Source organism: Paenibacillus sp. Dod16, from assembly GCF_049893405.1.
Classification (GTDB): Bacteria; Bacillota; Bacilli; order Paenibacillales; family Paenibacillaceae; genus Paenibacillus_AQ.
Map to the genome: position 1 here is coordinate 151000 of NZ_JBNDYG010000015.1, position 17830 is coordinate 168829.

Here is a 17830-nt window from a genome sequence, read left to right on the forward strand (position 1 = left end):
GCACATCATCGCAGCACAAAGAGAGCTGTTCCTCAGAGGAACAGCTCTTTAATGTTCAGAATAGATTTAACGCTCATCCACGGATTTATCCATATATCCTGCCAAGCTCTACGCACGCCATGACTAACGCCCCAACACCATGGAGGTCATTCTCGCATTGCTGCCTTTCCACATAATGCTTATAATCGCCGACACCTGTACCGATACAGATCTTGGGCATGACCAGATGCCCCTGACCATCCACATATACGGATTGAGCCAGGCCGTTATATCCATGTCTTGCATGGGAGATCAAGGATGAATCCAGATAACCGAGTCGAATCCCTTTGGCCAAGGTATATATGAAGAGGCTGGAGCAAGAGGTTTCCAGCCAATTGTCCTCCCGGTCCCCTTTATCTAGAACTTGATACCACAGCCCTGTAAGCGGATCCTGATAACGCACCAGCGCCTCACTTAATTCACGGAGCACAACAGCCAGCTCTTCCCTCGCCGGATGATCCTCAGGCAGTAAATCAAGGAACTCCACGATCGACAGCGCATACCAGCCTAAGGCGCGTCCCCAAAATTCCGGAGATTGCCCGCTAACCGGATCAGCCCAAGGCATCGTCCTGCTCTCGTCCCAAGCATGATAAAATAACCCGGTTGCCTGATCCTTGGTATGAGAGCGCATCAACCTCTCCTGGAACAGCACTTCATCAAATAAATGCGGTTTATTATACTGCTGGGCATATTTCATCGTGAACACGCCACCCATATACAAGCCGTCCAACCACATCTGGTAAGGGTAGCGATCCTTATGCCAGTATCCTCCATCCGTGGTCCGATTCAAAGTAGATAACAGACGGAGCAGTTTATCCGCGGCAGCCTTGTACCGATGTTCGGGACATACAGCATCCAGCTCCATCAGGAGCAGGCCCGCTTGAACGGAATCCAGCTCCCCCCGCTCCAGCAGCAGATTCCCGTTGGAATCCACCAGATGATCGACATAACCCTTAACGTAATCCAAAAACTTTGATTCACCGCTAAATTTCCATAGTTGAGACATTCCAACCAGAAATACACCCTGGTGGTAATGCCACCGTCCTGCGGGCGGCAGCTGCTCCGGCGAATACATTTCCATGATCGATTGGCAAGCCTTGGTGCCGAGTTCTAGGGGTGACAAGGTCATCTGTTCTTGCTGCTGAATGGGATTGGACATATAGGCTCCTCCTCTTTTTTTAAATCATGTTCCAACAGCTCACGTTATAAAATGACGCCATCCTTAAAAATGGATATTTCCCGGAAGCCATTGCGTTCATTTCTCGTCTGTTCAACGCCGGAGGCTAATCGGACAATACGATGCATGAGTTCCTCATGAAGCTCATCCATGCTTTTACCTTCCAGCAAAGCACCTGCATTAAAATCAATCCAATGCTTTTTACGAGCGGCCAGTTCGGAATTGGTGGCGATTTTGACGGTGGGAACCGGACCGCCAAACGGCGTCCCTCTCCCCGTCGTGAACAGCACGAGATGGGCCCCCGCTGCAGCCAGGGCCGTGACCGATACAAGATCGTTGCCTGGCGCTTCGATCAGGTTTAACCCCGGCTTCGTTGATCTTACGCCGTAACGGAGTACATCGGATACGGTGGCGTTTCCCCCTTTTTGAGTACACCCCAGCGATTTCTCCTCCAGGGTTGTGATGCCGCCGTCTTTATTACCGGGAGAAGGATTTTCATAGATTTCCTGTCCGTGCGATACGAAATATTGCTTGAAATTGTTAATGAGCAACGTAATATCCTGGAACACCTGCTCGTCGGCGGCCCGGTCCATCAGGATCGTTTCGGCTCCGAACATCTCCGGCACCTCTGTCAGAAGAGCAGTACCACCGTGAGCGGTGATGGTATCCGCAATACGGCCCGCTAGCGGATTGGCTGTAATGCCCGACAGACCGTCCGACCCGCCGCATTTCAGTCCGATCTTCAGCTTGGACAGAGGAACCGCAGACCGTTTGAAAGTCTCGGCATATTCCACAAGCTCCGAGATGAGGGACAACCCCTCCTCCAATTCATCCTCCATGTCCTGAGCGCGCATATATTGGATTCGTTTTCCGTCCTGCTCGCCAATCATGGCCTGCATTTGATCGATCTGGTTGTTCTCGCAGCCGAGCCCGATAATAAGCACGCCTGCCGCATTGCCATGCTGGGCCAGGGACGAGAGCAGACGCTGGGTATAGCTTAGATCATCTCCAAGCTGCGAACAGCCGTAGGGATGCGGGAAGTGATAAACCCCATCAATACCTCTCCCCTGGAACTGCTGGCCAGCCATGCGCGCTAACAGCTCGCAGGTTTTGTTAATGCAGCCGACGGTGTTGATGATCCAAATTTCGTTGCGGATCCCAACCTGACCGCTGGGTCTGATATACCCCTGGAACGTTGGGGACTCCATAACCGTCGGTGATTCCTGAGCCGCTGCTTCTGCGCCAGGCTTATACTGATACTCCACTTCACCGGATAGTCCGGTTTTCAAATTGTGGGTATGGATCCATCTCCCCGGCAAAATGACTTCCTTCGCCAATCCGATCGAATAGCCGAATTTCAAAACATGGCTGCCCGGCTCTATTAATCGAAGAGCTACCTTGTGACCTTTTGGCACATTCTCGGTTACCTCGATCGCATGCTCCTTCCCGTTCAGAAGCCCGATGGCATGTTCTCCTGCCGACAAAGGACGAAGCGCGATACCGACGTCATCCTTGTGATGAAGTATGACGATGTCGCTCATGTCTCGATCAGCTCCATTTCTTCGATATAACGGCTTACCGCTTCATGAAGATTGGATATCCGGTTCAAATCCTCACCCCATAAAGCCTGATCGCCAAGAATGGATGTCACAAGCTGACGTATGCTCCATTCGCCGTCTTCTACCTTTTGCCACGCTTGATAGAATGTCAACAGACTGTCCGGATCATCTCTTAACAGCATCCGTTCACCATCAAGACGCGTTCCGTACCACTGCCCTTCTACTTGTTTGGCATAATACAGACGGATCAAAGAGGCCAATCCCCGAGTCATGAGGCTTGGGGGCGTATTGTGCGCACTGACATATTCCTTTAAGCTTGGCAAAAGCCTCACCTTGAACTTGGAGATGCTGTTCATGGCAATATCCTGGAGCTTATGCCGAAGAAAAGGATTGCGGAATCGCTCCCACACCGTTTCTGCATAAGCCGTAACCTCTTCCGGCGGGAGAGGCACCAAGGGGACGATTTCTTGCAGCATTGCGCTGCGAATATCTTCTCCCCATTCCATGCTCTCTGCGATTTCTTTCACTTCAGTGAAACCGTGAAGCAAGCCGATGGAAGCCATCAGCGTATGCGTTCCATTCAAGATTCTAACCTTTCTTACCTGGTACGGAGTCAGATCGGGCACCCACCTTACCTGTAGACCCGCTGACTGGAGGGGAAGCCTGGACTCCAATGAGGGGTCGCCCTCAATAGCCCAGAAATAATAGGGCTCCGCCGTGTTCAACAATCGGTCTTCATAACCCCATTTGTCAAAATAGCGCTCGGCCTCTTCCGGATATCCGGTTACGATCCGATCCACTAGCGAGTTAAGAAACAGGTTGCATTCCTCAACCCAGCTCCGAAAAGCCGGCGAAAGTCCCCAATCCTCCGCATGCCGCAGCACAATCGATCGCAAGATATCCCCGTTTCGTTCCAGCAGCTCGCATGGGAGAATCAACAGGCCCTTGTCCGGCGAGCCTTCATAACGCTCATAACGCCGATATAAAAGCATGGTCAGCTTAGCGGGGAATGACATCGGCGCTTCCGACGGATTCCAGTCACTAAACTGATATACGAGACCCGCTTCCGTTGTATTGGAGACTATGATCTCCAGGGAATCCAGCTCGGCCACACTCAAGAAATGCCCCCATTCCGCATAGGGGTCAATCATCTCCGAGAACACCGGGATCCATAACTCCTCCTCGATCTTCCAGCTTGCGTGCTCCCCCAGGTCTTGGCTGACTGACGGCCACGCTTCCCTGGAACAGACCCTGCCGGTTGCATTCATATATCATCCAATCGAAGAACCCTCTTAGAAAATTGCCCTCGCCTATTTGCAGCACTTTAACGGGAAGGTTCAACATATCCTGGTCTTGTCGCTGTTGTATTTGTAAAGAATCGCGTCCTACCAACCTCAATACCCGGCCACGATCTGTTTTCGCATCCATGTCTTATCTCCCTTCCGTCCGGCCAAATCGAAAATAGCTCTCGGCGTTGTTGTAACAAATATCCTGGACGATTCCCCCGAGCCATGGAAGATCATCCGGTGCTTCTCCCCGTGTAACCCACTCTCCGAGGAGATTGCAAAGAATCCGCCGGAAATACTCATGACGGGTATAAGACAAGAAACTTCTGGAGTCGGTCAGCATGCCGACAAATCGGCTTAACAATCCCATATTGCCGAGTTTGCTCATCTGGTCGACCATACCGTCTTTGGTATCGTTGAACCACCACGCGGAACCGAACTGGATTTTGCCCGGAATACCGTCGCCTTGAAAACTGCCGATAAGTGCTGCGAGAATATCGTTATCGCTTGGGTTAAGCGAATACAGAATCGTTCTTGGAAGTGACCGCTCTTGATCAAGCCGATCCATCAGCTTTACGAGCGGTACGGCGATTGGACTATCGTGAATGGAATCATAACCTGTATCCGGACCCAATTGTCGGAACATCCGGGTGTTATTGTTGCGCTGGGCGTTAATATGAAATTGCATGACCCAGCCGAGTCTTGCGTAGATTTGGCCCAGATAAAGCAGCGTATACGTTTTGAATTGTTCCTCTTCCTGACGGGAAACCCGCTCCCCATTAAGCGCTTTCAGAAAGATGTCAGCTGCTTGAGTCTCGGTAACCTCTTGATATGGCACGTAATCCAGCGCATGATCGGATACCCGACCGCCAACCGAATGGAAAAACTCTGCCCGCTGCTCGAGTGCCTTCAGGAATGCCGAATACTCCGTAATCTCCATCCGGCTTCGGTCCGCCAACAATTTCACCCACGGAAGGAACGTCTCCCGGTTAATCTCCAGTCCCTTGTCCGGACGGAATGACGGAAGCATCTGAAAACCGGCATCGCCTTCCTCCGCCAGCTTGATATGATATTCCAAGCTATCCGTCGGATCATCGGTCGTGCAGACCACTTTCACGCGGCTTGATACGATCAATCCCCGTGTGGTCAAATCATTATCCTGCAGTCGCTTGTTTGCTGCTTCCCATATCTGCGGAGCATTCTGTTCATGAATGATATCCTGAATGCCAAATAGTCTTTGCAGCTCCAGATGAGACCAGTGAAATAACGGATTGCCAATCGTCATCGGAACAGTGCGCGTCCAAGCCAAGAAGCGATCATAATCACTCACACCCGGGCCGCCCGTGATGTATGCCTCTTCTACTCCAGCGGCTCGCATTGCCCGCCATTTGTAGTGATCGCCGTTTATCCACGCTTCGGTCAAGTTCTCAAACCTGTGATTGTCAAAGATCATCTGCGGACTCAGATGACAGTGGTAGTCGATGATTGGCATGTCTTTTGCATAATCATGGTATAAGGTGCGTGCAGTCTCGTTATTGAGCAAAAAATGTTCATCCATAAAAGGTCTCATGATAACACCGTCCATTTCTGTAGATTTACCTACTATGCTACAGCATCATCAGTTGGATTTCTTCACTTTTATTGCGAAATTGAAGGCTCATTCAACATATCTTGCTTTGTTTTGCTTAATGGAAGTTGGTACAATATAACTGAAGTATTAGAATAAACCTGATCATGAATGAATTGAAACGAAGCGGGGGCAGAATTATGATATCCAGCGATACCCATACCGTAACCTACGGGGAAGAAGAAGGGGAATTTTACTACCATCGCATTCATCGCACCAAGCCCTTTGAACGAAATAACCATTATCACGGAACCTATGAAATCTACTATTTGGTTGCAGGCGAGCGTCATTATTTTATAAAAGAAAAATTGTACACCATCCAGGCGGGAGACCTCATTCTCATCAATAAATTCGACGTTCATAAAACCTCGGGACAAGGCGATCCGGAGCATGAACGTATCGTCATTAATTTTAGCGATTCTTTTCTGGGAAAAGGCCATCCCTTGCTGGCATCCGGATTGCTGGGCATGTTTAATCAGGATAGACCACTGCTGCGTTTAACCGTTCCAGAGCAAGCAATCATCATGCAAATTTTGAATAAAATGGCCGATGAAATCCGAGAAAGCTCCGCTTCGTACGAGTATATGCTGCAGGTGCTGCTTACGGAGTTACTCATTAAAACCTCTCGGTTAACCCATTCCGCCTCGCTGCCTGCTCACACGTCCATGAATCCGCTCCATCAGAAAATCACGGACGTCGTTAAGTATATTCACGTCCATTACGCAGACAAAATCACGTTGCAGCAATTAGCCGAAACCTTCTACATCAGCCCTTTCTACCTGTCCCGGATATTCAAAGAAATTACAGGCTTTACGATCATTAATTATTTGAACCTTACCCGTATTCGCGAAGCGCAGCGCCTTCTAACGGATACGGACCTGAAAATCGTGGACATCGCCGAATCCATCGGCTTTGAAAGCCTGACGCATTTTGACCGAACCTTTAAGAAAATTATGAAAATGACGGCAAGCAAATACCGCAAAATGAATAGCACCCCGTGAGCAACAAAAAAGGAAGCGATCAACCCAACAGTCTGGTTGTTCGCTTCCTTTTGTTTAAAAGTTGCGGGATCGGCTCCCTTAACTGATTCGATTATGCTGTTGCTGATATTGCTCCATGGACATCAGCACTTCCCGCGGTTTGCTTCCCTCATAAGGTCCGATAACCCCGCGTGCCTCCATCGAATCGATGAGACGCGCTGCACGGGTATAACCTACGCGCATTCTCCGCTGCAGCAGTGATACGGACGCTTGCTTAGCTTCCAATACGATAGTCACCGCCTGCTCATACAACTCATCCAATTCTTCTTCGTCCGCGCCGGCGGATTCCTCTATCTCAGGCACCAGCGACTCGTCATACTCCGCCTGTCCTTGGTCCCGAACAAAATCCACAATATTCTCGACTTCATGATCACTCATGAAAGCACCCTGGACGCGAATCGGCTTGGAGGAGCCCATCGGCATAAACAGCATATCCCCGCGGCCGAGCAGCTTCTCCGCCCCCGCCATGTCCAGAATCGTTCGGGAATCGACCTGCGATGACACACCAAAGGCAATGCGCGACGGAATGTTCGCTTTAATGACTCCGGTAATAACGTCCACTGATGGACGCTGCGTCGCGATGATCAAGTGGATCCCCGCAGCACGGGCCATTTGGGCCAGTCGCGTGATCGCATCTTCCACATCGTTGGCTGCAACCATCATCAAATCGGCCAGCTCGTCTACGATAACGACGATATACGGCAACACTGCCGGCAAATTATCCTTCATCAGATTGTTGTAGCCCTCAATATTTCGCGTCCCGGATTTGGAGAACAGCTCATACCGCTTCTCCATCTCTACCACGATTTTCTTAAGTGCCAAGGATGCCCGCTTCGGATCGGTTACCACCGGTGCCATCAAATGCGGAATCCCGTTGTAGACATTGAGCTCGACCATCTTCGGATCGACCATCAGGAATTTAACCTCATCCGGCTTCGCTTTATACAGAATGCTGGTAATAATGCCGTTGATACATACGGATTTACCCGAACCCGTTGCACCTGCAACAAGAAGATGGGGCATCCGTGCCAAGTTCCCGACAATGGTCTGGCCGGAAATATCACGGCCAAATGCAATCGAAAGCTTCGATTCCGCGTCCTGGAACGTCGGCGTCTCCATAACCTCTCTCATCGTAACTAGTGAAACTTCGTTGTTCGGCACTTCGATCCCGATGGCTGATTTGCCGGGAATCGGCGCTTCCATCCGAATATCCTTGGCCGCAAGTGCAAGTGCAATATCATCGGTCAGATTGACGATCCGACTGACTTTAACCCCGATGTCCGGCTGAATTTCGTAGCGGGTTACCGATGGCCCACGAACAACCTCCAGCACCTTGGCTCGAACGCCGAAACTTTCCAGTGTCGCTTCCAGCTTGCGCGCTGTCTGCATATAATCGTTCTGGTCTCCACCCTTACCGCCGTTATTGGGTTTGGACAGCAGCCGGAACGGAGGCAGCTTGTACGGCTTGGGTGGGGGAGCCGGCGGCGCTGCCGCTGCTGTTCCCTCCTGCCCTCCGTTATGCGTAGTAGCTGGTGTAGCTCCACTCAACTCGCCATTTGAAGCTTCAAGGCTGCCAACGATGGCCTCAGGACTCGCTGCGGTATCCCCCGGAGATTCCCCTTGCACAGGAGGTATCACCGCTTCGTGATCATCGTACTCGTCATCCAGACGTCCTTCTTGTTTCACTTGCTCAAAGAAATCGCGAATAATCGGCGATGAAGGCACGGATTCCACTGCAGGAGAAATCACGTCCGCTTCTTCCTCCGGTTGGACCGGACTGTTGAAGAGGACGACCTCCTCTTTCTCCTTAGCACCATGTCCGCTACCAACCGTAAATACCGGAGACGCTTCATCCGCAGCATCCCGGGCCTCTTCTACTGCTTCGTCCCGTTTGCCCCCTCTGGAACCGAACAGCTGGAAGAATTGCGGCGCTTTGCGGCGCGGCAGCCTCATGCCCTCCATATCATCCAGATCATCGTCCTCATCCAGATCCTCCGGCAGCTGCATACGTTGTTCCTTCGCGCTTGATTTTGCTGCCGCTCTTGATTTGGTCTGCTGGCTGTTCACTTTTTTCTGAATCCGTTCTCCGGCCTTTACAACCCTCACGCGGAACATCCGCATTAAATCAACATAGGACAGGTTGGTGATCAGCATGAAGCTGATAACCAGCATGACAATCACAATCAACTTGGCCCCTATGCTGCCAAACAGCATTAACAGAAAGGCAAACTGCAACGCTCCAATGTAACCGCCGCTGATGTCTCTGCCCATGACGGGATGATGTCCATCATCTGCCCCGGCATGAAGGAGCTCGCCTTGCAAATCACTATGTATCTGGCTCATCGCATTTGACGCATTCAATTGTCCAATCGGGGCCAGCTTCGACTCCAAACCTGCAATACTGCTCATTAAAGTTAGCGATAACACCAAGAGAAGGACACCGGTGCGTCTGCTGTTCCAGCGTTTGGGCCATTTCCGGTGAATCATCACCATTAACCCGTAATAAATGCCGATTAGGGGGATGATAAAATAATACTTGCCCAGCAGATATCCCGACATCTTGGACAGGGAACGCCCCACCGGTGCTTCTCCGGATAATGCAATGACCGAAAGTGTCATCAATACAATCCCATAAATTTCATACTTCAAAACGGCTGCAAAGGCTGCCTTCTTCTTTCTTTTCCGTTTTGCCAAAAGTGTCACCCCCGAATCCATATTATAGCATAATATTCGGTGGCGTACCTATGTTCTGTTTTCAGCCTTTAGCCTCATTTTCTACCGTCGGAATATAGCGAATCATTGCCCCCGGAGAATAGCGTGGATTCAAGTAATCTTGAAGCCCGCAGTCGAGTAAACGGACAATTTTCGCCTGGTCCTCTGACATCGGTTCAACTTCCATCAGTATTCCTTCAACCCGAATTTCCCTGGACGTAACGGCTGCCTGCTCTCCTTGCAGCAGCCCGGCCGAATCCAAAGGGATGACGCTGTACCATATCATTGCGTGATCCCCCCAGGGCTTATCGTTTTACGTTCTGCAATCATACTGTTCAACCGGCTTAATGCCTGCCCGATTCCCCCCACTTCGTTCATGAGGCCATATTTAACGGCGTCTGTACCCGAAACCGCGGTACCGATATCCCTGTTCAATTCACCGGTTTTAAACATCAGATCTTTAAACTGTTCCTCTGTTATCCTCGAATGGCTCGTCACAAAACGAACGACACGCTCCTGCATTTTCTCCATGTATTCACGCCAATGACTAACCCGCTCATGCGTATCGGGTGAATGGTCATCGTCGCGCTCTCTTCTCCATGTATTCAAAGGTTTGCGGCACGCCAATGACTAACCCGCTCATGCGTATCGGGTGAATGGTCATCGTCGCGCTCTCCGCGATGATCGAGTGGTCTGCCGCTACAGCGATCGGGACGCCGATACTATGCCCGCCTCCAATGACTACCGTTACGGTCGGTTTGCTGAGCGATGCAATCATCTCAGCAATGGCAAGTCCGGCTTCCACGTCACCGCCAACGGTATTGAGAATGATCAAGAGACCTTCGATCCGCGGGTTTTGTTCAGCTGCCACGAGCTGTGGAATCATATGCTCGTATTTGGTCGTTTTATTTTGCGGCGGCAGCACGATATGGCCCTCGATTTGTCCAATTATCGTCATGCAAAACACGTTCGACTCCCCGCCGGTCGGAAGCCCCGTCTGTCCCAGCTGCTGTATGGTTTCCGTCACGGCCGCTTTCTTGGCTTCCTCGGTGGGGACGACCTGAGGAGCCTCCGTCTCACCAGTCCATTCTCCTTTTCTACTGCCGGTCATCCATTGATCGTTGTCCACTGCGCATCCCTGCCTTTATCTTAATGTCTAGCTGCTGCAACCAACACATAGCTAAACCTTAGTATGGCAAATGACGGGACTATTTTATGCTTATCCGATGTTTTCAGCATGAGGTCGTCATTGCAGAAACCACAAAAAAACTTCTGCCGAAATGACTCGGAGAAGTTTTAGGATTAACCTATAAAAAGCCCCTCTTTCGCGGGAACCGTCCAATTATTACCTGCGAAAAAGGGGCGACTGTGTGCCTGATTTATGTTGTTATCTTGTATCAGACTTCCATAATGATCGGCAAGATCATCGGTCTGCGACGTGTTTGTTCATACAAGAAGCGTCCCAAAGCGTCTTTTACGCTGGTCTTCAGTGACGCCCATTCATTCACGTTTTCACTCATCAGCTTCTGAAGCGTGCTGGAAACGATACGATTGGCTTCATCCAGAAGCCCTTCGGATTCCCGTACGTATACGAATCCACGCGAAATAATATCAGGACCGGATACGATGGAACCGTTTTGCTTGCTCAAGGTAACGACAACGACCAGAATTCCGTCCTGGGACAGAAGCTTGCGGTCGCGCAGTACGATGTTTCCTACGTCACCAACGCCAAGTCCGTCAATCAGAACATTGCCAGCGGTTACTTTGCCGGCTTTGCGGGCCGAGCCGCCCTGAATTTCCACAATTTCACCGATATCGGTAATAAAGATGTTATCGGGATCAACACCAACGGACTCTGCTAGCAGAGCGTGACGGCGCTGCATCCGGTATTCGCCATGGACAGGGATGAAAAATTGCGGTTTCATCAGATTCAGCATCAGCTTAAGTTCTTCCTGGCTGCCGTGACCCGATACGTGGACACCCGAATTGGATCCACTATAAATCACGTCTGCTCCAAGACGGAACAACTCATCAATCGTACGGCCGACATATTTTTCATTACCTGGAACCGGTGTTGCTGCAATGATAACCGTATCCCCTGGCAGAATATCCACCTTGCGGTGAGTGGAGCGTGCCATGCGTGTGAGCGCTGACATCGGCTCTCCTTGACTGCCTGTACACAATACGACAACGCGGTCGGCCGCCATTTTGTTAACCTCTTCAGGTTCGATCAGCATGCCGTCCGGAATATACAAGTATCCAAGCTCAGCCGCAATGGACACCACATTGACCATGCTTCTTCCGATAACCGTAATTTTACGGCCCGTGGATTCGGCTGCGTTGACAACCTGTTGGATGCGGTGCACATTGGATGCAAACGTTGCAACAACCACCCGCTGCTCGGCCTTGCGGAAAATATCTTCCAGCACGATGCCCACGTTTTTCTCGGAAGGTGTGAAGCCTGGTCTTTCTGCGTTCGTGCTGTCTGACAGAAGAGCCAATACTCCCTTGCTTCCGATCTCAGCCATACGCTGCAGATCCGCATATTGGTCATTTACCGGAGTATGGTCGAACTTAAAGTCTCCCGTATGCACTACATTGCCTTCCGGTGTTTCGATACAGATTCCGACGGAATCCGGAATACTGTGATTGGTCTTGAAGAAGGTCGCTTTCAATGTGTTTCCGAGTTGTACTTCCGAATCCGCATGGATCAGAATCCGTTTCGTCTCACCAAGCAAATTCGCTTCTCTGAGCTTGTTTTCCACGAGTCCGAGCGTCAATTTCGTTCCGTATACAGGAACATTCAAGTGTTTCAATACGTAAGGGAGGCCGCCGATATGGTCCTCGTGACCGTGAGTCAGCAAAATCCCTCTCACTTTGTCTCGATTCTCCGTTAAATAGCTAATATCAGGAATAACAATATCAATCCCAAGCATATCTTCTTCTGGGAACTTCAATCCCGCATCCACGACAACGATGTCATTGGCATATTGAATGACATACATGTTCTTCCCGATCTCACCGACGCCGCCCAAGGCAAAAATCGATAGTTTATCGTTGCTTATTTTCTTAGACAAATGTATCTAACCCTCCTATAGTTTTGGACGTCGTACCATTGTTATATTAAATTTCAAAAAAATACCGCACCCAGTCACTTGAATTCATTATACATGATGAAAAAGTGAAAACACAAGTCAACCACCTTCGTGAGCCATAGGATACCCAGAAACAGAAGGGTTTAAAACGAAGAAAGCCACGGCCTTCGTGGAAGGCAGTGGCTTGAGTATGGCGGGTGCGCAGGTTACAAGGATGACAGCATCTTACGGATAAATGCAGCCTCATTCTCGCTAGGAGAAACGAGCGGCAGGCGAACGCCGCCGACCTGATACCCCCGCTCATTCAGAGCGAATTTAACCGCCGCCGGGTTCGGAAGCGGGTCAGGACATTCAAACAGGCCCTTGAACAGCGGAAACAAGGATTGATGCAGCTTGGCAGCTTCCTTCACGTTTCCTTCCACATAAGCTTGGATCATATCCTTCATACGGGCACCAGCGATATGGCTGGCCACGCTTACGATTCCGTAAGCACCAACGGCCAGAGCAGGCAGTGCTGCGGAATCGTCGCCGGAATATACGATGAACCCGTCCGGAGCCCCTGCGGCAATGCCCGTAACCTGGTCAATCGAAGCACATTCCTTGGTTGCAACGATGTTCGGTATTTCAGCCAGACGCAGGGTGGTGGCCGTGCTTAGGCTGATGCCCGTCCGCCCCGGTACGTTGTACAGCATGACAGGCAAGGAAGTTGCCTCAGCGATCACCTTAAAGTGCTGGTAGAGCCCTTCCTGGTTCGGCTTATTATAATACGGAGCGACAAGCAAAATACCGTCGACGCCGCAGCTTTCCGCTTTTTTCGTCAATTCTGCAGAATGTGCCGTATCGTTGCTGCCGGTACCTGCAATGATCTTGCTCCGTCCATCCGCCTGCTTCACTGCGAACTTAAACAATTCTAGCTTTTCGTCTTCGCGAAGCGTTGGCGATTCGCCCGTCGTCCCTGCAATGACCAGGGAGTCCGATTTCTGTTCCACAATCAGGTGCTCAATCAATCTCGCAGTCTCGTCCCAATTGATCTCGCCATTCTGATCAAATGGGGTTACCATAGCCGTAATCAATCTTCCGAAATCCACAATGATTCCTCCTTAAAGCTGTCCCCAGCGGGCAAGCTTCCTTCGTAAGTAATCTTATATATAGTATTTCCTATCAAACGTTTAACGAACAGATCATCCCGGGTCCTTATCGGTGAAGTTCGAATTTATGATGCAACGCGCGCAGCGCTTGAGCCATATCTTCCTTCTTCACAAGCACCCAGATCGTTGTGTTCGAATCTGCCGATTGCAGAATCGGAATATCGTGCTCGCTCAAGGATTCCACGATTTTGGCCATGATGCCCGGAACTCCGTTGATACCCCCGCCAATGACGGATACCTTCGCACAGCCGGACAAGCTTTTTGGTTTCAAATCCAGGCTCTGCAGCACTTCAATCGCCTTCTCCGAATCGCTGTCAAATACCGTATAAAGGACTCCTGTAGGGGTAACATTAATAAAGTCCACGCTGATGGAATGTTCCGCCATCGATTTGAAAACCTTCAGCTGAAGACCTTCCATGCGATCGCACTCCACTGAGATTTGCGTAATATTGCTTACATAAGCAACTCCCGTCACAAAGCGGTCCACGATTCCGGATTGTATATCTCTGAAACCTTCCGGCTGGGTAACCAGTGTTCCCTCATTATCCGAGAAGGTCGACCGCACTCTGACCGGAATTTGGGATTGCATGGCAATCTCAACTGCTCTAGGGTGAATCACCTTGGCACCTTGATGAGCCATATTGCAAATCTCCGTATAACTTACATAGCTGAGCGGCTTCGCATCTTCCACGATGCGGGGATCCGCCGTAAGAATACCGTTGACGTCCGTGTAGATATCAACCATTTCGGCGCGAAGCGCGGCTCCAAGCGCGGTAGCCGACGTATCGCTTCCGCCCCTCCCCAGCGTCGTAAAGTCACCCGAATCGGTCTGTCCTTGGAAACCGGTCACGATCACGACCTGATGAGACTCCAGCTCTTTCAAAACCCGTTCAGGTTTTACGTCCTTAATGCGTGCATTTCCGAAGTGATCGTCTGTAAGAAATCCGGCTTGGGCACCCGTCAGCACCGTCGCGGTTATCCCTTCATGCTGAAGCAGACTGCACAGCGTTGTAGCTGAGATAATCTCACCGCAGCAGAGCAGCAAATCCCGCTCTCTGTCTGGAAGCGCGTTTCCATTATGATCGATCCAGTCCAGAAGAGTATCTGTTGCGTAAGGCTCCCCACGTCGTCCCATAGCCGATACGACTACGACCAATTGGTAGTGATTAGCCAGTTCGCGCTGGATGTGCCCAATAACATGGGTTCTTGCTTGCGGTGTGGATAAAGAGGTGCCGCCGAATTTTTGAACTAAGATGCGCATAAAATATTCCTCCGTTTGTATATGCCCAGGAGACGTGAATTTCGGGCCGACCGACTGAAACGGCCGGCTACTAAGCCTGGCCGTTCCGTTTGTTGACGATGATTTCTGCGATTTGCACGGCATTCCATGCTGCACCCTTCAGAAGATTATCTGAAACGATCCACATGTTAAGTCCACGCTTATGTCCCAGATCGCGGCGAAGCCTTCCTACGAATACATCCGGTTTCCCCACGGCTTCCGTAGCAAGCGGATACGATTGTGCAGCTGGATCGTCAACCAGCGTAACACCGGGTGCATTCGACAGAAGTCGATGAACTTCTTCCAGATCATAGTCATTCTTGAATTCAACGTACACGGATTCCGAATGCCCGCTAACGACTGGAATACGAACACAGGTAGCCGTCACTTCGATGGATTCGTCGCCCATAATTTTTTTGGTCTCACGGACCATCTTCATTTCTTCCAAGGTATAACCATTCTCCGTAAATTTATCGATCTGCGGAATCGCGTTAAAGGCGATTTGATGCTTCACAGGCAGCGATCCAACAGGTAAAATATCAGGCTGCACCTTTTGGCCGTCAAGAATCTCTTTGCTCTGGCGCAGCATTTCATCAATGGCTTGATGCCCTGCGCCAGAAACGGCTTGATAGGTTGAAACGATAATGCGGGATATGCCGTATGCGTCATGAAGCGGCTTCAGCGCTGCTACCATCTGAATCGTTGAGCAATTCGGATTCGCAATAATACCGTTATGTTCATCAATCTTCTCAGGGTTAACCTCAGGCACGACCAGCACTTTATCCGGATCCATGCGGAATGCGTTGGTGTTATCGATGCATACCGCTCCATGGCGTACCGCATGTGGCGCAAGTGCCTTGCTCACATCGCCGCCCGCACTGAACAGCGCGATATCGATTCCTGCAAAACTGTCGGGGGTTGCTTCTTCCACAAGGATCGCTTGGCCTTTGAAGTTCAATGCTTTACCGGCAGATCTTGCAGAGGACAACAGCTTTAACTCAGCAATCGGAAAATGACGCGACTCCAACAGCTTGAGAATCTGTTGCCCGACTGCGCCGGTTGCTCCAACAACAGCCACATTATAAAGATGCTCGGTCATCTGTCTAAACTCCCCTTCATGAATGAAACCGCGGCTGTCGCTCTTCTATGATGCCTTGTTGTTCAACAGGCTGAATCGCGGTTAATGCGAATATTCTACGATCATCGGCTGCAGCTGTTTCCCTTCCAGAGCCGCATAACACGCTTCCGGAATCAAATCCATTTTGGCGACAAGCGAATTAGGCTTCTGCTGTGGATTATCCTGTCCGTAAGGAACAAAATAAATGTTTTTCGTTACAAGCAGCTTAGCGATATTCGCCGCATTCAGCCCAAGGCCATCATTCGTAGAAATCGCCAGAACCAGCGGTCTGCAATTTCTCATCTGCGCCTTGGCTGCCATTAAAACAGGGCTGTCAGTCATCGCATTGGCCAGCTTGCTGGTCGTGTTTCCCGTGCATGGGGCGATAACCAGAACGTCAAGGAGCTTGGATGGACCTAGCGGTTCCGCCTCCACAATTGTAGAAATAATATCATTCCCGGTTATATCTTTCAACTGTTTCTGCCAATTCTCCGATGTGCCGAATCGGGTATCGGTTGTCATGATGGTGCTGGACACAATCGGCACCACATTTGCTCCACCATCTTTGAACCGCTGGATCTGCGGCATCACTTCTTCAAGCGTGCAGTGCGATCCTGTCAGGGCATAACCCACTGTTATTCCATTCCAATTCATCTACGCATCCCCCCGAATCTTGATTTCTTCAGAAATCAGCTCCACCAGCGTGTTGGCCATAATAATGCCGGCTGTTTTTGGAGCCACGATTCCGGGTAGTCCGGGTGCGAGCATGGCTTTGATACCCCGTTTTTCAGCATAGCGAAAATCGCATCCGCCAGGTGCGGAGGCAAGGTCGATGATGACAGCCTCCCGAGGCATTTTCGAGATGATTTGTGCTGTGACTATCATAGTTGGAATCGTGTTAAAAAGCAAGTCAATATCCGACACATAAGAACCCAGATCCCTTACCAGGAAGGGCTTCCAGCCCATTTCCTCCGCTCTGGCATAGTGCTCCGATTTGCGTACGCCCATCCGGATTTTGGCACCCAGCCCTTGCAGGCTGCGAGCCATGGTGAACCCCGTCCGTCCCATGCCAAGCACCATGCTGGTTGATCCATGAATCGTAAAATCCGTGTTTTGGATCGCCATCATCAGCGCACCTTCCGCTGTCGGAATGGAATTATAGATGGCCACATCGTCCCTCTCCAAAATCTCTACCAGCTTGATCTTATATTTGTCACATAGCGAGCGTAAATAGGGTTTCGCCATGCCTGTATAGATCACTCCATGTCCGGGCATCGCTGCGATATGTTCATCCTGCAATCGCAATGGCCCTTCTGAGAACAGCGCGCTGACACGTCCCTCGTCATCACATCCCACGACAGGCAGGATCAGAGCATCGGCATTCGATAACAGCTCTGGCGTGAGCGGCTCGCGAGTCACTCCCTGAAAAGAATCCTGCAATTTCTCAAACCCGGCGATCATGACGGAGGCATCCATCTCAGCGCATTTTCGTATGACCTCAATTTGCCTTGCGTCTCCTCCAACAAAGACGGTCCGGACTCCAGTCAGCATGGAAGGCCTCGCTCCTTTCTTCTAACCAACGTATAAACCATCTTATGCCGCCGCCTATAGGGTGGTGAGCGCATTTCAATTAAACTACCGCCTTAACGCAATAAATACCGCTATGAAGGGCGAAGCCGGATCTGGATCCATTTTGCGTGAACGCTGACGAAGAAAACACCGCCCGGCTAGGCCGGAGCGGTGTGCTTTGT

14 protein-coding genes and 1 pseudogene are annotated in these 17830 nt (G+C 50.6%); 1 reads left to right on the forward strand and 14 read right to left on the reverse strand.

All coding sequences use genetic code 11. The features are described 5' to 3' along the window. Positions 1 to 85: 85 nt before the first annotated feature. Genes ACPV3A_RS13585 through uxaC form a run of 5 tightly spaced genes read right to left on the reverse strand, consistent with a single transcriptional unit; the run spans position 86 to position 5631 of the window. Positions 86 to 1198, reverse strand: coding sequence for a glycoside hydrolase family 88/105 protein (locus tag ACPV3A_RS13585; protein WP_426199958.1), 1113 nt, complete (start codon positions 1196 to 1198; stop codon positions 86 to 88). Positions 1199 to 1242: 44 nt separating this feature from the next. Continuing rightward, on the reverse strand, positions 1243 to 2757 hold the full coding sequence (locus ACPV3A_RS13590) for a UxaA family hydrolase (RefSeq protein WP_426199959.1): 1515 nt from the start codon (positions 2755 to 2757) through the stop codon (positions 1243 to 1245). Beyond that, on the reverse strand, positions 2754 to 3938 hold the full coding sequence (locus ACPV3A_RS13595; protein ID WP_426199960.1) for a tagaturonate reductase: 1185 nt from the start codon (positions 3936 to 3938) through the stop codon (positions 2754 to 2756). Before ACPV3A_RS13595 ends, ACPV3A_RS13590 begins: the two co-directional genes overlap by 4 nt. Next, positions 3919 to 4203 (reverse strand): hypothetical protein, encoded by a 285-nt coding sequence (locus ACPV3A_RS13600; protein WP_426199961.1) that lies wholly within the window; start codon positions 4201 to 4203, stop codon positions 3919 to 3921. Before ACPV3A_RS13600 ends, ACPV3A_RS13595 begins: the two co-directional genes overlap by 20 nt. A 3-nt stretch (positions 4204 to 4206) precedes the next feature. Continuing rightward, entirely contained in the window at positions 4207 to 5631 is a 1425-nt protein-coding gene (uxaC, locus tag ACPV3A_RS13605; RefSeq protein ID WP_426199962.1) for a glucuronate isomerase, read from the reverse strand. Between the two features lie 197 nt (positions 5632 to 5828). Here uxaC and ACPV3A_RS13610 point away from each other — a divergent pair, with 197 nt between their 5' ends. Next, positions 5829 to 6689 carry an AraC family transcriptional regulator gene (locus ACPV3A_RS13610; RefSeq protein WP_426199963.1) on the forward strand — a complete coding sequence of 287 codons (861 nt, stop codon included), beginning with the start codon at positions 5829 to 5831 and terminating at the stop codon, positions 6687 to 6689. 78 nt (positions 6690 to 6767) lie between these two features. Here the strand turns inward: ACPV3A_RS13610 and ACPV3A_RS13615 are convergent, their stop codons facing one another. The 9 genes and pseudogenes from ACPV3A_RS13615 to dpsA all read right to left on the reverse strand — a co-directional run bounded on the left by ACPV3A_RS13615 (position 6768) and on the right by dpsA (position 17630). Next, the gene (locus ACPV3A_RS13615; RefSeq protein ID WP_426199964.1) at positions 6768 to 9443 is read right to left on the reverse strand and encodes a DNA translocase FtsK 4TM domain-containing protein; all 2676 of its coding nucleotides are present in this window, start codon (positions 9441 to 9443) and stop codon (positions 6768 to 6770) included. Between the two features lie 40 nt (positions 9444 to 9483). Then, complete coding sequence (locus ACPV3A_RS13620; RefSeq protein ID WP_194543537.1) at positions 9484 to 9726, reverse strand: YlzJ-like family protein; 243 nt, start codon at positions 9724 to 9726, stop codon at positions 9484 to 9486. After that, a pseudogene (locus ACPV3A_RS13625) lies at positions 9723 to 10551 on the reverse strand (ClpP family protease). The gene ACPV3A_RS13620 and the pseudogene ACPV3A_RS13625 overlap by 4 nt, the downstream one beginning before the upstream one ends. Before the next feature lie 286 nt (positions 10552 to 10837). Continuing rightward, complete coding sequence (locus ACPV3A_RS13630; protein WP_071220133.1) at positions 10838 to 12517, reverse strand: ribonuclease J; 1680 nt, start codon at positions 12515 to 12517, stop codon at positions 10838 to 10840. Between the two features lie 224 nt (positions 12518 to 12741). Beyond that, entirely contained in the window at positions 12742 to 13623 is an 882-nt protein-coding gene (dapA, locus tag ACPV3A_RS13635; protein WP_194543539.1) for a 4-hydroxy-tetrahydrodipicolinate synthase, read from the reverse strand. A 106-nt stretch (positions 13624 to 13729) separates the two neighbouring features. Further along, on the reverse strand, positions 13730 to 14944 hold the full coding sequence (gene dapG / locus ACPV3A_RS13640) for an aspartate kinase (protein ID WP_194543540.1): 1215 nt from the start codon (positions 14942 to 14944) through the stop codon (positions 13730 to 13732). 70 nt (positions 14945 to 15014) lie between these two features. Then, positions 15015 to 16061, reverse strand: a complete 1047-nt coding sequence (locus ACPV3A_RS13645) for an aspartate-semialdehyde dehydrogenase (RefSeq protein WP_260065172.1) — start codon at positions 16059 to 16061, stop codon at positions 15015 to 15017. Positions 16062 to 16142: 81 nt separating this feature from the next. Continuing rightward, positions 16143 to 16733 (reverse strand): dipicolinate synthase subunit B, encoded by a 591-nt coding sequence (locus ACPV3A_RS13650; RefSeq protein ID WP_071220129.1) that lies wholly within the window; start codon positions 16731 to 16733, stop codon positions 16143 to 16145. Beyond that, positions 16734 to 17630: a dipicolinate synthase subunit DpsA gene (gene dpsA, locus ACPV3A_RS13655; RefSeq protein WP_194543543.1), complete on the reverse strand. Its 897-nt coding sequence runs from the start codon at positions 17628 to 17630 to the stop codon at positions 16734 to 16736. It abuts the gene before it with no gap. Positions 17631 to 17830 lie beyond the last annotated feature (200 nt).

Bases quoted from the DNA above. Each gene is read 5' to 3' on its own strand.
- ACPV3A_RS13585 (WP_426199958.1), bottom strand. From the start codon at position 1,198: ATGTCCAATCCCATTCAGCAGCAAGAACAGATGACCTTGTCACCCCTA.
- ACPV3A_RS13590 (WP_426199959.1), bottom strand. From the start codon at position 2,757: ATGAGCGACATCGTCATACTTCATCACAAGGATGACGTCGGTATCGCG.
- ACPV3A_RS13600 (WP_426199961.1), bottom strand. From the start codon at position 4,203: ATGGATGCGAAAACAGATCGTGGCCGGGTATTGAGGTTGGTAGGACGC.
- uxaC (WP_426199962.1), bottom strand. From the start codon at position 5,631: ATGAGACCTTTTATGGATGAACATTTTTTGCTCAATAACGAGACTGCA.
- ACPV3A_RS13610 (WP_426199963.1), top strand. From the start codon at position 5,829: ATGATATCCAGCGATACCCATACCGTAACCTACGGGGAAGAAGAAGGG.
- ACPV3A_RS13615 (WP_426199964.1), bottom strand. From the start codon at position 9,443: ATGGATTCGGGGGTGACACTTTTGGCAAAACGGAAAAGAAAGAAGAAG.
- ACPV3A_RS13620 (WP_194543537.1), bottom strand. From the start codon at position 9,726: ATGATATGGTACAGCGTCATCCCTTTGGATTCGGCCGGGCTGCTGCAA.
- dapG (WP_194543540.1), bottom strand. From the start codon at position 14,944: ATGCGCATCTTAGTTCAAAAATTCGGCGGCACCTCTTTATCCACACCG.
- ACPV3A_RS13645 (WP_260065172.1), bottom strand. From the start codon at position 16,061: ATGACCGAGCATCTTTATAATGTGGCTGTTGTTGGAGCAACCGGCGCA.
- ACPV3A_RS13650 (WP_071220129.1), bottom strand. From the start codon at position 16,733: ATGAATTGGAATGGAATAACAGTGGGTTATGCCCTGACAGGATCGCAC.
- dpsA (WP_194543543.1), bottom strand. From the start codon at position 17,630: ATGCTGACTGGAGTCCGGACCGTCTTTGTTGGAGGAGACGCAAGGCAA.